This is a genomic window from Corynebacterium afermentans subsp. afermentans (genome assembly GCF_030408355.1).
Classification (GTDB): domain Bacteria; phylum Actinomycetota; class Actinomycetes; order Mycobacteriales; family Mycobacteriaceae; genus Corynebacterium; species Corynebacterium afermentans.
This window is the reverse complement of record NZ_CP046606.1, coordinates 1943211-1957042: the sequence shown is the minus strand read 5'-3', so window position 1 is coordinate 1957042 and position 13832 is coordinate 1943211. Positions and strand designations below refer to the sequence as shown.

At 64.7% G+C, this 13832-nt stretch carries 14 protein-coding genes, 1 tRNA gene and 1 pseudogene; 7 read left to right on the top strand and 9 right to left on the bottom strand.

All coding sequences use genetic code 11. The features are described from left to right. The first annotated feature begins 42 nt into the window (after window positions 1-42). Together cysS and rlmB are read left to right on the top strand one after the other, a co-directional pair. Complete coding sequence (gene cysS / locus CAFEA_RS09415) at window positions 43-1368, top strand: cysteine--tRNA ligase (protein WP_063938888.1); 1326 nt, start codon at window positions 43-45, stop codon at window positions 1366-1368. A gap of 3 nt (window positions 1369-1371) precedes the next feature. Further along, window positions 1372-2304 carry a 23S rRNA (guanosine(2251)-2'-O)-methyltransferase RlmB gene (gene rlmB, locus CAFEA_RS09410; protein ID WP_063938887.1) on the top strand — a complete coding sequence of 311 codons (933 nt, stop codon included), beginning with the start codon at window positions 1372-1374 and terminating at the stop codon, window positions 2302-2304. Here the strand turns inward: rlmB and CAFEA_RS09405 are convergent. The 6 genes from CAFEA_RS09405 to thrE are packed head-to-tail and all read right to left on the bottom strand — an operon-like array spanning window position 2279 to window position 7248. Continuing rightward, window positions 2279-3049, bottom strand: a complete 771-nt coding sequence (locus CAFEA_RS09405; protein WP_063938886.1) for a CE1 family esterase — start codon at window positions 3047-3049, stop codon at window positions 2279-2281. The two genes, rlmB and CAFEA_RS09405, sit on opposite strands and share 26 nt — an antisense overlap. Next, entirely contained in the window at window positions 3031-3726 is a 696-nt protein-coding gene (locus tag CAFEA_RS09400) for a trehalose-phosphatase (RefSeq protein ID WP_063938885.1), read from the bottom strand. The genes CAFEA_RS09405 and CAFEA_RS09400 overlap by 19 nt, the downstream gene beginning before the upstream one ends. Continuing rightward, window positions 3723-4106, bottom strand: a complete 384-nt coding sequence (locus CAFEA_RS09395; protein WP_063938884.1) for an META domain-containing protein — start codon at window positions 4104-4106, stop codon at window positions 3723-3725. The genes CAFEA_RS09400 and CAFEA_RS09395 overlap by 4 nt, the downstream gene beginning before the upstream one ends. Continuing rightward, window positions 4103-5380: an alpha,alpha-trehalose-phosphate synthase (UDP-forming) gene (locus CAFEA_RS09390; protein WP_063938883.1), complete on the bottom strand. Its 1278-nt coding sequence runs from the start codon at window positions 5378-5380 to the stop codon at window positions 4103-4105. Before CAFEA_RS09390 ends, CAFEA_RS09395 begins: the two co-directional genes overlap by 4 nt. Then, window positions 5381-5740, bottom strand: a complete 360-nt coding sequence (locus CAFEA_RS09385) for a hypothetical protein (RefSeq protein ID WP_063938882.1) — start codon at window positions 5738-5740, stop codon at window positions 5381-5383. 53 nt (window positions 5741-5793) lie between these two features. Beyond that, window positions 5794-7248 (bottom strand): threonine/serine exporter ThrE, encoded by a 1455-nt coding sequence (gene thrE, locus CAFEA_RS09380; RefSeq protein ID WP_063938881.1) that lies wholly within the window; start codon window positions 7246-7248, stop codon window positions 5794-5796. Between the two features lie 66 nt (window positions 7249-7314). On the opposite strand from thrE, the gene CAFEA_RS09375 reads away from it, so the two are divergent. Continuing rightward, window positions 7315-7390, top strand: a tRNA-Thr gene (locus tag CAFEA_RS09375). A 151-nt stretch (window positions 7391-7541) separates the two neighbouring features. Here CAFEA_RS09375 and CAFEA_RS09370 read toward each other — a convergent pair. Further along, a pseudogene (locus CAFEA_RS09370) lies at window positions 7542-7769 on the bottom strand (helix-turn-helix domain-containing protein); the annotation flags it as partial. Between the two features lie 330 nt (window positions 7770-8099). On the opposite strand from CAFEA_RS09370, the gene CAFEA_RS09365 reads away from it, so the two are divergent. After that, entirely contained in the window at window positions 8100-8807 is a 708-nt protein-coding gene (locus CAFEA_RS09365) for a response regulator transcription factor (protein WP_035000297.1), read from the top strand. Between the two features lie 4 nt (window positions 8808-8811). Then, window positions 8812-10188 (top strand): sensor histidine kinase, encoded by a 1377-nt coding sequence (locus CAFEA_RS09360; protein WP_051106508.1) that lies wholly within the window; start codon window positions 8812-8814, stop codon window positions 10186-10188. On the opposite strand, the gene CAFEA_RS09355 is transcribed toward CAFEA_RS09360, so the two are convergent. Further along, window positions 10166-10582, bottom strand: coding sequence for an HIT family protein (locus CAFEA_RS09355; RefSeq protein ID WP_035000058.1), 417 nt, complete (start codon window positions 10580-10582; stop codon window positions 10166-10168). The two genes, CAFEA_RS09360 and CAFEA_RS09355, sit on opposite strands and share 23 nt — an antisense overlap. Window positions 10583-10613: 31 nt before the next feature. On the opposite strand from CAFEA_RS09355, the gene purD reads away from it, so the two are divergent. Both purD and purB read left to right on the top strand, forming a co-directional pair. Further along, a complete protein-coding gene (gene purD / locus CAFEA_RS09350; protein WP_063938965.1) occupies window positions 10614-11861 on the top strand; it encodes a phosphoribosylamine--glycine ligase in 1248 nt (415 codons plus the stop codon). Continuing rightward, window positions 11861-13294: an adenylosuccinate lyase gene (gene purB / locus CAFEA_RS09345; RefSeq protein ID WP_253705044.1), complete on the top strand. Its 1434-nt coding sequence runs from the start codon at window positions 11861-11863 to the stop codon at window positions 13292-13294. The genes purD and purB overlap by 1 nt, the downstream gene beginning before the upstream one ends. A 3-nt stretch (window positions 13295-13297) precedes the next feature. On the opposite strand, the gene CAFEA_RS09340 is transcribed toward purB, so the two are convergent. After that, entirely contained in the window at window positions 13298-13825 is a 528-nt protein-coding gene (locus CAFEA_RS09340) for a hypothetical protein (protein ID WP_076590078.1), read from the bottom strand. Window positions 13826-13832: the final 7 nt, after the last annotated feature.

Sequence of the window (13832 nt, the reverse complement as noted above, 5' to 3'; positions counted from 1 at the left end):
GGAGCTCAAGGTGGACGAGTCGGCGCTGTAGACTGCGGTGTTGTGAAGCAACGCATTTTCGACACCAAAACCCGCACGCTGCGCGACTTCGAGCCGATCCGGCCCGGGCATGTCTCAATTTACCTGTGCGGTGCCACCCCGCAGGCCAAGCCCCACATCGGGCACCTGCGCTCGGGTGTCGCGTTCGACATCGTCCGGCGCTGGTTCCTGGCCAACGACTACGACGTCGCGTTCGCGCGCAACGTCACCGACATCGACGACAAGATCCTGACCAAGGCGCGCGAGCACAATCGCCCCTGGTGGGAGTGGGTCTCTACCTACGAGCGCGAGTTCACCCGCGCGTACGACACCCTCGGCGTGCTGCCGCCTTCCGTGGAGCCGCACGCGACCGGGCATGTGACCCAGATGGTCGACTACATGCAGCGGCTTATCGACGCAGGCTTCGCTTACCCCCGCGACGGCTCCGTCTACTTCGACGTCAACGCCTGGGTTAAGGCCGGCGGGGACTACGGCTCGATCTCCGGCAACAAGCTGGAAGATATGACAGGCGACGACCCGGACTTCGCGCTGTGGAAGGCCGCCAAGCCCGGCGAGCCGAGCTGGCCCACCCCGTGGGGGCCGGGGCGGCCCGGCTGGCACCTCGAGTGCTCGGCAATGTCCACCTGGTACCTCGGCTCCGAATTCGACATCCACGGTGGCGGACTGGACCTGCAGTTCCCGCACCACGAGAACGAACAGGCCCAGTCGCACGCCGCCGGTGATGGGTTTGCCCACTTCTGGATGCACAACCACTGGGTGACCATGGCGGGCGAGAAGATGTCGAAGTCGCTCGGCAACGTGCTGTCCATCGACGCGATGCTCGAGCAGGTTCGCCCCGTGGAGCTGCGCTACTACCTCGGCTCCGCGCACTACCGCAGCGTCCTGGAGTACTCGCCCGAGGCCCTGCAGGAGGCGGCGGCCGGCTACCGGCGCATCGAGGAATTTGTGAAGCGCGCCGGCATGCCCGAGCCCACCACCTGGACCGACGGGTTCGCCGACGCGCTCAACGACGACTTCTCCGTGCCCAAGGCGCTCGCCGAGATCCACAACCTCGTCCGCGAGGGCAACAAGGCGAAGGACCCCGCTCCTATCGCTGCGCAGGTGCGTGCGATGGCGGCGGTGTTGGGTGTGGATCCGGGGGCGTGGCCGTCGTCGACAAGCAATAGCAACGCGCTGGATGTGCTGGTGCGCGCGGAGCTGGAGCGCAGGGCGACCGCCCGCGCGGAGAAGGATTGGGCGACCGCCGACGAGGTGCGCGACAGGCTGGCCGCGGCCGGCATCGAGGTGACCGACACGGCCGATGGGCCGCAGTGGCAGGTGAAGGAGTAGATCATGGCGAAACCGTACGAGCGGCCTGACAAGCAAAAGAAGAACAAGAAGGGCCCCACGAAGGGCTCCGGCGGGCAGCGTCGCCGCGGCCTGCGCGGCAAGGGCGCGACCCCGAAGGCGGAGGACCGTGTCTACCACGCCGCCCACAAGCGCAAGCTGGATCGGCAGCGCCGCGCACAGGGGCGCCACGACCGAGAGGTCGCCGACATGGTGGTCGGCCGCAACCCGGTAGTGGAATGCCTCAAGGCGAAGGTGCCGGCGGAAGCGCTGTACGTGGTCGCTGGTACCGGCCACGACCAACGGCTGAGCGAGGCGGTCGGCATGGCCAACTCCAAGGGCATCCCGGTGCACGAGGTGCCCCGCCAGCAGCTCGACGCGATGACCGGCAACGGCATGCACCAAGGCCTCGGGCTGAAAATCCAGCCGTACAAGTACGCCGACTTTGGCGATTTGCTCGAGTCCGTGGACGGGCCCGGCATGTTCGTGGTGCTGGACAACATCACCGACCCGCGAAATTTGGGTGCGGTGATCCGCTCGACCGCGGCGTTCGGCGGCAACGGCGTGATCATCCCGGAGCGCCGCTCGGCGCAGGTCACCGGCGTGGCCTGGAGGACATCGGCCGGCACCGCGGCGCGGCTGCCTGTGGCGCGCGTGACCAACGTGACCCGTACCGTCAAGCAGTTCAAGGACAACGGCTACACCGTGGTCGGCCTCGATGCGGGCGGCGAGCACACTCTGGACACCTTCGACCAGGCCACCGACAACGTGGTCATCGTCGTCGGCTCCGAGGGCAAGGGCATCTCGCGCCTGGTGCGCGAAAACTGCGACGTGATCATGTCCGTGCCCATGGAGGACTGGGTGGAATCCCTCAACGCCTCCGTCGCGGCAGGCGTGGTGCTAAGCGAGTTTGCTAGGCAAAGAAGAACTGCCGGATAAGCTCCCCGCCGGTAGGGGACTTCGGGTTGTGGCCCAGCCGCGGGTCGAGGTCCTTGTCCACCGGCACCATGTGCCCGGCGCCCTCGAGGGAGACGAGGCGGACTGGGTGCTCGCCGGTCCAATCGTCGACGCGGAGCTTTTCGCTTGTCGACGTTACGTGGTCGGTGCAGCCGTTTAAGTTCGCAAAGAACTCGGCGGAGTTGAGGGCGGACCGGGTTTCTCCCCGGTTGTTGCCGCCGATGCCGGCCACGCCGCCTTTGTAAGGCACCAGCTTGTCTTTTGTGCCCTGGACGGCCAGAAGCTTCGTCGGTTGGTAGTTGTCGGTGGTGGTCAGCGTGTTGTCCGCGGTTGGCATCGACGCGCCGAAGGTGGCGGCGCCGGTGAGCAGCCCTGGGGCGTCGAAAAGCAAGCGCATGACCATCTGCCCGCCGTTGGAGAAACCGCAGCCGATCACCGTGTCGGCGCTGTAGTGTTCGACGAGTTTCGTGAGGAAGCCGACGTCATCGATGCGCATGCGGCGCGCATCCTCGTTGAAGCCCGCGCGCAGGTCGTTGAAGTGGTGCTTGATGCCGTCCGGGTAGACCACGGTGGGACCGAGGCCCTCGAAGGTGCGGTCGGTGAAGTTGCGCAGCACGTTGCCGGACTGCAGCGAGCCGTGCAGGACCAGAAGGAGGGCGTTGGTCGTGCCTTCGATCTCGATCCAGCGACGCTCGTGGCCCTGGTGGACTAGCGCGTGGCGCTCCATGCTTCCCTTTCGTCGGCGAGTTGGGTGAGCAATTGTGCCATGGCGTCGACGTCGGGTACCCGGCGGGTGGCCCGCGACGGTTTTGTGCCGACTTTGATGCCGAGGTCGGTGTCATCGAGCACCGCCATGGCGTGCTCGTCGGTGTCGTCGTCGCCGGCGAAAATCGTCCTGTCGAAGTCCTGCTTGTAATCGTTTAGCCAGGTGCCTTTGGTAATCGACACCGCAGAAAACTCCACCACGTTGTGGCCCTGAGTCTTCGGGCGGCCATGGGTGTCGATGGCGTTCGCGGCGGCGAGGATGGTTGCCGCGACGTCGCGGTCGTGAACTTGTGCCACGTGGAGGACGCGCTGGTACGGCTTGACCTCCACGTAGGCGCCGTCGGTGGCGAGGGTGTCGAGCTGACCCTCGATGCTGTCCAGGTAGGCGCGGTCTTCCCCTGCAAGTTTTGGCCCCGGCTCCGCGCCGTGGGAGCCGATCAGGGTGACGGGTAGGTTTTGCGGGAGGACCTTCTTGATGCCCTCGACGTGGCGGCCGGTGAGGATGGCCACCTCGGTGTCGGGCAGCGCAGCCAATCGACGGATGGCTGCCTCCGCGGCCGGGTGAATGCGGACCGCGTACGGGTCCGGGTTGAGTTCTGCGAGCGTGCCGTCGAAATCCAGGCAAACGAGGAGCCTCATCGCATCAGCCTCAGGGTTTCGCCACTGTCGGCCACGAGGATCATCTCAAAATCGGCGGGGTGGGACACCTGGAAGGTGCGGTTATCGGTGAGGAAATGTTCCAGTTGATCGTGGGTGTGGCGGGCCCAGCCGGAGCAATCGCCCGGGTCGCCGAGTGCGATGTTTTCCAGCGTGATGGTGTCTTCGCCCTCGAACGAGCCGGACACGTCGGCGCAGCCGGTGGTGCCGGAGAACCTTTGGTCGTCGATACGCACGCGCGCGATCGACGCCTCAGTGGCGGGCTGGTCCTCGCTGGTGCGCAGCGAGACAACCTGCCACGTGGGAGCGGGCGCGCAGGCGGCCAAGGCGAGCAACGGCGCGATAGCTACGGCGCGCTTCACAGCTCCTCCAAGAAAGATTTCGCCCACGCGGCCACATCGTGCTCCATCACCCAATCATGCATGTGGCGCATGCGCGCAGGGTCCGGGTCGGTCGCCTCGAGGATCGCCTCCTTGACGGACTCCAGGTCAAACGGGTTGCACAGGTACGCCTGGTCGAGCTCCACGGCGGCACCCGCGAACTCGGAGAGCACCAGCGCGCCGTCCGCGTCCGGGTGGGCCGCCACATACTCCTTGGCCACCAGATTCATACCGTCCTTGAACGGGGTGACCAGCATGATGTCCGCGGCGGCATAAAAGGTGCCCAGGTGCTCCTTCGGCACGCTGCGGTGAACGTAGTGGACGATAGGCCGGCCCACCTCGCCGAAGCGGCCGTTGATGCGGCCGATGGCCTCTTCGACCTGCTTGCGGGTGGTGCGGTAATGCTCGATGCGCTCACGCGACGGGGTGGCGATCTGGACAAAGGCGATGTCGGAGAGCTTGCCCTCCTCCAGCAGCGACTCGATGGCCAGCAGGCGCTGCAGGATGCCCTTCGTGTAATCCAGGCGGTCCACGCCAAGAAGGAGGTGCTTCGGGCTGCCGACGGCGCTTCGCAGCGCCTCGACCTGCTCGTTTGTGGCGGCAGCGATCTCCCCCGAATCGATGGAAATGGGGAAAGTGCCGGAGCGGATCTCCTCCGTGAGCAGGCGGAAGTTGTCCTCGTCCGTGTGGCGCTGAAAGCCGATCAGATCGCAGCCTTTCAGCCCCTCGAGAATCTCGTCGCGCCACGGCAACTGCTGGAACAACGCCGGGGCGGGGAAGGGGATGTGCAGGAAAAAGCCGATGGTCACGTCGGGACGGAGTGCTTTGAGCATCCCCGGGACGAGCTGCAGTTGGTAGTCCTGCACCCACACGGTGGCGTCTTTCGCCGCAGCTTTCGCGGTCGCCTCCGCGAACTTGCGGTTGACTGCGACGTAGCGGTCCCACCAAGCTTGGTTGTACTCCGGCTGGACAATCAGATCGTGGTAAAGCGGCCACAGCGCGGAGTTGGAAAAGCCCTCGTAGAAGCCTTCAAAATCATCCTTGTCGAGCCCGACTGGCAACAGCGAAATGCCACCGAACTCGAACGGCTCAAGCGTTTCCCCGATGGTGCCGGGCCAACCCACCCAGCAGCCCTCCCGGGCGCGCAAAACCGGGGCAAGGGCGGCGACGAGGCCGCCCGGGGAGACCTCGTAGTGGTCTCCCACCTTGTCCACCGGCAGGCGGTTCGCCACAACGACGAACTCGTTGTCCCCCATTTATGCCTTCTTGGCAGTCTTCTTCGTCGACTTTTTGGTGGCCTTCTTGCTTGCCTTCTTCGTGGTCTTTTTCTTGGTGGCCTTCTTGCTTGCCTTCTTCTTCGTGGCCTTCTTCTTCGTGGCCTTCTTTTTGGTGGCCTTCTTCGGAGCTTCCTCCTCGGCCTCCTGCTCCAGGTCCTCCACGTAGCGCTTGTACACGAAGCCCTTCGGGGCAACCCCCAACATGGACATCAGGGTTACGCCGTCCAGGAAATCCTCGGCGTACGTTGCCACGATCCGACGGGCACCCGAAGCCGTCTGCTCCTCAACAGCGTGCATCGCCTCGGCGGTAGGGCGCGAATCGGTGATCTTAGGTGGCACTACGTTCTCCTTCTTCCATCAGGCGTCAAGGGCTTTCATCCTACGCGATGAACTTATCTGCGTCGCCGCACCCTGAGCAGCTGCTCGAACGTGAAGCGGCCGGCGCGCTTGAACGCTTGGTACGGCACATACAGTTGCGGCCGGCGGATGCGGCGCGCAACCCACTCGCCGAAAACCACACCGGCGGCCAGGGCCATACAGGTGCCAATGGCGTTGAACAAATTCATCATGCCCAGCAGCATCTGCTCGTTCATCAACGCGTACATGCCGCGGTAAATCCACGAGCCGGGCAAAAACGGGGTCACGCCCGCCACGGCCGTGATCACCGGGTTGATCAAAAACCGGCGGGAAACCAGGCCGCCGACAAGTCCCACCACAATGGCGCAGGCTGCGGTCGCCGACAGCCTGCCCAGGCCGAATGGCGCGAGGAGGATGTAGTAGCAGGCGGAGCCGAGCGCGGCGGTGACAATGGAAAGCATGATCGCGGCGCGCTCCGCGAAACAGCACACGGCAAAAGCGGCTGCAGCCATGCCGCCGCCGACCACGGTGAGCAGCGCATTCGAATACGCGGCGCTGCCGGGGAGAAGCTCAATCGGCGGCAGGGGCATTCCCACCATCTCTGAAACCGCCACGCCGCCGGCCACGCCGGCCACGATGCCGCCGGTGTTCAGCATGGCGGAGAAGAAGCGTGCGGAAGCGTTGAGGGGGGAGCCGGTCACGCCGTCGAGAAGCGATTGCACAAGCGTCAGACCCGCGAGAAGGACGATGATGCCCGTCGCAATCAGCTGGCTGGGCACAATTGTGCGGCCGATCGACGCGGAGAAGTCGTACGTGATTGCCGCTGGCACCGTGGCGAGGAAGCCGCCGATGACGTTGTGGAAAAACGCAGGCAGGCCGCCGCGGGAAAGCAGCTTGTTGAAGCCCATGATGAGAAACGCGGTCAGGCCGCCGACGGTCATCATCAGTAGGTCGCCGCCGAGCAGCATCGCCACGAAGAAACCCATCACCGTCCAGCCGGCGAGGTTGCGGGTGTTGCGGTGGGGGATCGGCGAGGTGTCGATGTCATTGAGGATCCGCTCCGCCATTTCCGGCGGGGTCGCGCCGGAACGGATCGAGCGGATCAGGCGGTCCACTTCCTGCAGTTTGTGGTAGTTCTCGCTGATCATCGTGACCACGCGGAAGACGTTCACCGGGGTGCGCTGATTCACGCCGATGATCGTGTTGAGCGTGATCGTGTTCACGGTGATCGACACGTGCACGTAGTGCAGGCCATAGGAGGAACACACCGTGTGGATCTGCTTCGCCGCATCCGCAGACGTCGTCGCGTTCGCAATGAGGATCTCCCCGATGCGCGCGGCGATGTTCATCACCGCCGCGACCTCGGCGGGATCCGCCAGGTTAATGGGCGCGAGGACGGACGGCGGCGGGGACGTGCGGGCCTCGTCAATCGTTGCCACACGCTGCCGCGAGCCGGAGATCCTCTCCCACAATGAGCTACCTTCTGCCACACGTTCACACTATCCGTTGGCCAGTTATGTCGCAGGTGCGGGGCGTGTGTAAGATCTTGCTGCACTGCTGGAGTGGCGCAATTGGTAGCGCAACGGTCTTGTAAACCGTAGGTTGCGGGTTCAAGTCCCGTCTCCAGCTCCAATGTCATGAGTCGCGTCATGCTTGACGCATGAGTCGCGACATGCTGGACGGACCGGCATCCCAGTTGTTTTTGTTCTGGGGTGCCGGTTTTGTTCATTCGGGGGGGGGGCAGTGGTGGGTCGCCGTGTTTCCAGTAGGCCTTTTGGTAGTCGCGGGCGGTGATGATGTCGTTGCGTAGTGCTTCCGGCACGGCGTGCGGGTGGGTGTGAGGGGCGCGTGATTTCGGTGCGATTGCTTCGGCGCCGCCTGCGTCGTAGGCGTTGAGGATCTGGTGGACGCGTTGCCGTGAGATGCCGAAGCGTTTGGCGACGCTGGTGGGTGTGCCGCCTTGATCTCTGACGGCTCTGACGATGGCGATGTTGCGGTTAGGACTGTTCATAGTGTCAAACATGTCCCGACTCACCAGTCAAACATCACCGACACGACTGAAGTAACCCTAAGTGTCAACAATGACGCGACTGACCTGTCAAGGATCACAACGCCTTCCGCAGGCACACCCCGTCAAATATGTCGTGACTTCAGACACCGTCTCCAGCTCCAATTCTTTTGTGGGGCTTGTCGTGCGGGGAGACATTTCGGGGGAAGTCCGCTAGGGCTATTCAGTGGACGTACAGGAAACGTGCAGACTTGTGCGGTTTAATCGCTCTATCTTGTTAGCAATACGGAATTTGCAACGCAGAATTTTGCAACGAAACGGAAAGTGATTGTCATGGCAGAGAACTCGCAGAACCTGAAGGTGCTCGTCGTCGACGATGAGCCGAACATCGTGGAACTGTTAACTGTTTCCCTGAAGTTCCAAGGGTTCGAGGTGGAGACCGCAAACTCCGGTCCCGCAGCCATCGAGCTCGCCCACTCTTGGAAGCCGGACGCCTACATCCTCGACGTGATGATGCCGGAGATGGACGGCTTCGAGCTGCTAAGCAAGCTGCGTGCCGAAGGCCTGGACGCGCCGGTGCTCTTCCTCACCGCGAAGGACGCAGTGGAAGACCGCATCCACGGCCTCACCATCGGCGCGGACGACTACGTGACCAAGCCGTTTTCTCTTGAAGAGGTGATCACGCGCCTGCGCGTGATCCTGCGCCGCGGCAACGTCAGCGAAGATTCCAACGAAGACAGCACCCTGCGCTACGCGGATCTCACGCTCAACGACGATACCCACGAGGTGACCAAGGCCGGCGAGATCGTGGAACTGTCGCCCACCGAGTTCAACCTGCTGCGCTACCTTATGCTCAACGCCGAGGTGGTGGTGTCCAAGGCGAAGATCCTGGACAACGTGTGGCACTACGACTTCGGCGGCGACGGCAACGTGGTCGAGTCCTACATCTCGTATCTGCGCCGCAAGGTCGACACCGGCGACGTGCAGCTGATCCACACCGTCCGCGGTGTCGGCTACGTGCTGCGCACCCCGCGTCAGTAGTGCAATGTCCTATTCGGTGTTAACGGCGCCGTCGAAAAAGCCGCTCAAGCGGCAGCTTGTCGCGGTGGTGATGGCCGCATCGACGATCGGCATCGCGCTGAGCTCGGTGCTGATCTACTTTGTCATGCGCTACTTTCTGGTCGACCGCGCAGACGACCAACTGCGCGAAGGCATGGCAACGTGGGCGCAGCAAACACCCGCCTGGCAGTTCAACATCCTCAGCCTGCCCAGCGAGTTCAACCAAGCCACCCTGTACCCCGGTCACGACCAGCTGGTGCCGCGCAGGGGATCGGTGAACCCGCCGGACTACTCAAAGGTGGAGCGCCTCGACCACCCCACCACCATTCCCTCCGTCGACGACAAAGTCCAAGGTGTGAAGTGGCGGGCGATGGCGCACCAGCAGTCCGACGGCACTGTGCAGTACGTGGCTAAGTCGCTGGAAACCGAGGCGAAGATGCTTCGCGCGCTCGCCTGGGTGGAAGCCGGGGTCGGTGTGCTGGCGCTGTTCGGCATCGGCGTGGCCGCGAACTACATGGTGGCCCGTGCGCTCGCGCCGCTGAAGATCGTGGAGAACACGGCGTTGGCTATTGCGAACGGCGAGACGGACAGCCGTGTGCCCGCCTGGCCGCGTGAGACTGAAGTGGGCAGTTTGTCCTTCGCCATGAACACCATGGTGTCGAAGTTGCAGGACTCCCTGGATAACGCCCGCACCCAAGAGGAACAGATGCGCCGCTTTGTCGGGGACGCCTCGCACGAGCTGCGCACACCTCTAACCAGCGTGCGAGGGTACACGGAGCTGTACCGGAAGGGGATGGCGAACGACCCGGACATGGTCCTGGGCAAAATCGACGAAGAGTCCGCCCGCATGCAGCTTTTGGTGGAGGACCTGCTGGCGCTCACCCGCGCCGAGGGCGCGCGCCTAGAGAAGAAACCGATGGACGTGCTGGAGTGGGTGCTGTCCGCGAAGAGCACCGTCGATGCCGCTTTCCCGGACCGCACCGTGGAAGTCGTCACGGACACCCCGGATGTCGCCCAGGTCAACGGCGATCCCGACCGCCTGCACCAGGTGCTGGTGAACCTGATCACCAACGCCTACAAGCACGCCGGCCCGGACGCGGAAGTCACCGTGACTATCCGCAAGAACCTCGACCGCGTTGTCATCGACGTCGCCGACAACGGCCGCGGCATGGAGGCCAAGGACGCGGAGCACATCTTCGAGCGCTTCTACCGCGCCGACACCTCCCGCAACCGCGCCACCGGCGGTTCGGGGCTGGGCCTGGCCATCACCAAGTCCCTCATTGAGGCGCACCACGGCACCGTGAAAGTGACCACCGCGCCGGGGGAGGGCTCGACGTTTACTATTTCGCTTCCTGCGCTCTAAGAGCTTCTCTGATGGTGTCCGCGGCGGCGTCCATCTTCTCCGCGTCGGTTTCATCGTGGCGCATCGCGGTAGACAGCGTGTAGCCCGACATGTCGTTGGCGGGGAACACGTGGATGTGGGCGTGCGGCACCTCGAAGCCGGCGATGAGGTAGCCGGCGCGCTCTGCGTTGAACTTCTCCACGATGACCGCGCCAATGTTTTGGGCGACCTCGTTCATGTGCGACCACAGCTCCGCTGGGATGTCGGTCCACTTGTCGATCTCTTCCACCGGCACGACCAGCGTGTGGCCGTAGGCGACGGGTTCGATTGTGAGGAAGGCTGCGACGGTGTCGTCCTGGTACACGATGCGGCCCGGGATCTCGCCGGCGATGATCTTGCTGAATACGGTGCTCATGCTTATCGACGCTACCGGTAAATTGGGGCGCATGCGCATCCTTGTCATCGGTTCGGGCGGCCGCGAACACGCCCTACTCAACGCAATGCACGGCCACGAACTTACCGTCGCACCGGGTAACGCGGGCATGTCCCGCTTAGCGACGGTACGGTCCGTCGACGTCGCCTCCCCGGACGAGATTGTGGCGCTGGCCCGCGACATCGACGCGGAGCTTGTGGTGATCGGCCCGGAGGTGCCCCTGGTTGCGGGCGCGGCCGACGCGCTGATCGAAGCCGGCGTGCCGGTGTTCGGCCCGACGAAGGCCGCGGCGCAGCTCGAGGGGTCCAAGGCCTTTGCCAAGGACGTCATGGCCGCGGCGGGGGTGCTCACCGCGTCGGCGACCCGCGTCGAGACGACGTCGGACGTTGAGGCCGCGCTGGACGAGTACGGCCCGCGCTACGTGGTCAAGGACGACGGCCTGGCAGGCGGCAAAGGCGTGGTGGTCACCGAGGACCGCGCCGAGGCGAAAGCGCACGCGGAAGCGGTGCTGGCGACCGGCAACCCGGTACTGTTCGAATCCTTCCTGGAAGGCCCCGAGGTCTCGCTATTCTGCCTCGTGGACGGCGAGACGGTGGTGCCGTTGCTGCCCGCGCAGGACCACAAGCGCGCCTACGACAACGACGAGGGCCCCAACACCGGTGGCATGGGTGCGTACGCGCCGCTGCCGTGGCTGCCGGAGGATGGCGTGCAGACAATCGTGGACACCATCGCGCGCCCGGTGGCGGAAGAAATGGTGCGCCGCGGGACCCCGTACCAGGGCCTTTTGTACATCGGCGCCGCTTGGGGTCCGCAGGGCCCGGCAGTGGTGGAGTTCAACGCCCGTTTCGGCGACCCGGAGACCCAGGCGGTGCTGTCGCTTTTGCAGACCCCGCTGGCGGACGTGCTCCTCGCAGTGGCCCAGGGGCGCTTGGACGAGGTCGGGGAACTGCAGTGGCGCGACGGGTTCGCCGCAATGGTGGTGCTGGCGGCCGAGGGCTACCCGCAGGCTGCCAAGACCGGTGGTGTTGTGAGCGGCGAAGCGTTGAACGATCCCTCGCGGGTGCTGCACGCCGGCACCAAGGAAGAAAACGGTGAGTACGTCGCGGCAGGCGGCCGCGTGCTTGGCGTGGTGGGCCAAGGCGCGACGCTCGAGGACGCCGTTGCGCAGGCGTACCAGATCATCGAAGGTATCGAACTTCCCGGGGCGTTCTACCGCAAGGACATCGCCCGCCCCGCGATTGAGGGTGCCATCTCCCTATGATGAATGCCGTGAAGCCGAATAACGCGAATGTTCTAAGTAACCGTTACGCCTCCCCGGAGATGGCCACCCTGTGGGCCCCGGAGCACAAGATCATCCTGGAGCGCCAGCTCTGGATCGCGGTGCTAAAAGCGCAGCAAGAGCTCGGTGTTTCCGTCGAACCGGGCGCGATCGAAGACTACGAGAAAGTCATCGACCAGGTGGACCTGGACTCGATCGCAGAGCGCGAGCGGGTCACCCGCCACGACGTGAAGGCGCGCATCGAGGAGTTCAACGCGCTGGCTGGCCACGAAGAAATCCACAAGGGCATGACCTCGCGCGACCTGACCGAAAACGTGGAGCAGCTGCAGGTGCGCCGCGCGCTCGAGCTCACCCGCGACAAGGCGATCGCGCTGCTCAAAGCCGTCGGCAACCGTGCCGGCGAGTACAAGTCCCTGGTCATGGCCGGCCGCTCCCACAATGTGGCGGCGCAGGCGACCACCCTGGGCAAGCGTTTCGCGTCGGCAGCCGATGAAATCCTGGTCGCGGTGGAGCGCGTCGAGGAGCTGTTGTCTCGGTATCCCCTCCGCGGCATCAAGGGGCCGATGGGTACCGCGCAGGACATGCTGGACCTCATGGGGGGCGACGAGGACAAGCTTTCCCGCCTCGAGCAGGGCATCGCAGAAGGTCTCGGCTTTGACCGCGTGTTTGATTCGGTGGGGCAGGTTTACCCGCGCTCCCTCGACTTCGACGTCGTGTCCTCGCTGGTGCAGCTGGGTGCGGGACCGTCCTCGCTGGCCACCACGATCCGCCTCATGGCCGGCAACGAAACCGTCACCGAAGGCTTCAAGGAAGGCCAGGTCGGTTCATCCGCCATGCCGCACAAGATGAACGCGCGTTCCTGCGAGCGCGTCGGCGGCTTCCAGGTCATCCTGCGTGGCTACCTCACCATGGTGGGGGACCTCGCCGGGCAGCAGTGGAACGAAGGCGACGTGTTCTGCTCCGTGGTGCGCCGCGTCGCACTGCCGGACGCGTTCTTTGCCATCGACGGCCAGCTGGAGACCATGCTCACCGTGCTCGACGAGTTCGGGGCGTTCCCGGCCATGATCAACCGTGAGCTGGACCGCTACCTGCCGTTTTTGGCCACCACCCGCATCCTCATGGCAAGCGTTCGCGCAGGCGTCGGGCGCGAGACGGCGCACGAGGTGATCAAGGAAAACGCGGTCGCCATGGCGCTGGACATGCGCGAGCGCGGCGCGGAGCAGAACTTGGTGGAGCGTTTGGCCACCGACGAGCGCCTGCCGTTGGATCAGGCTCAGCTGGACGCGGCGTTGGAGGACAAGCACGCCTTCATCGGCGCGGCCGAGTCCCAGGTTGACCGGGTGCTCGCGAGGGTGCAAAAGCTTGTCGACGCGCATCCGCAGGCCGCCGCCTACACCCCGGGCGACATCCTGTAGCGCTTACTGCCAGGTCAGGGTGGCGTCGCGGGATTTGAGCTCGACGCCCCGGCCGATGATTCCTGGGTCGGCACTGCCCTCCCAGGAGGCCACGAAGCCGGTGTAGGTTTCGTTTGCTTCGAGTTCGCCGGTGTAGCCGGTGATGTCCCAGTCGCCGCAGTAGCTGGGGTCGGCCACGTTGGCGGCGAGGTCGCCGTCGATAGGCAAAAGCTCCGGCAACGCAACCGTGACATCCATGGGAAACTCGCCGATGGCAACCGGCGTGAAGCTGACGGGGAAGCACACGATGGAGCGGGCGTGCTCGGCGCTGCGGGGCGCGCGGGTGGTGGTCGGCTCGTCCACCGTGACCTCCCACTGCACCGGCACGTGGTAACGAACATCCTCGGTGAGGATTTTGCCGGTCTGGCCGAAACGGAATGTGGCGCCATCGCGCGAAGGATAGAAATCCGGCATCTCTCCGCTGAACTCCGAAGGTGCGGTGCACGCTGCGAGGATAAGCGGGAGGAGGACAACGGTAGCGCGGTTTTTCACGGCGCAT

Coding starts and splice junctions, on each gene's coding strand:
- CAFEA_RS09390 (WP_063938883.1), bottom strand. CDS start 5,380: ATGGGGGACAACGAGTTCGTCGTTGTGGCGAACCGCCTGCCGGTGGAC.
- CAFEA_RS09355 (WP_035000058.1), bottom strand. CDS start 10,582: ATGAGCACCGTATTCAGCAAGATCATCGCCGGCGAGATCCCGGGCCGC.
- CAFEA_RS09365 (WP_035000297.1), top strand. CDS start 8,100: ATGGCAGAGAACTCGCAGAACCTGAAGGTGCTCGTCGTCGACGATGAG.
- CAFEA_RS09360 (WP_051106508.1), top strand. CDS start 8,812: ATGTCCTATTCGGTGTTAACGGCGCCGTCGAAAAAGCCGCTCAAGCGG.
- purB (WP_253705044.1), top strand. CDS start 11,861: ATGAATGCCGTGAAGCCGAATAACGCGAATGTTCTAAGTAACCGTTAC.
- CAFEA_RS09400 (WP_063938885.1), bottom strand. CDS start 3,726: ATGAGGCTCCTCGTTTGCCTGGATTTCGACGGCACGCTCGCAGAACTC.
- purD (WP_063938965.1), top strand. CDS start 10,614: ATGCGCATCCTTGTCATCGGTTCGGGCGGCCGCGAACACGCCCTACTC.
- rlmB (WP_063938887.1), top strand. CDS start 1,372: ATGGCGAAACCGTACGAGCGGCCTGACAAGCAAAAGAAGAACAAGAAG.
- CAFEA_RS09405 (WP_063938886.1), bottom strand. CDS start 3,049: ATGGAGCGCCACGCGCTAGTCCACCAGGGCCACGAGCGTCGCTGGATC.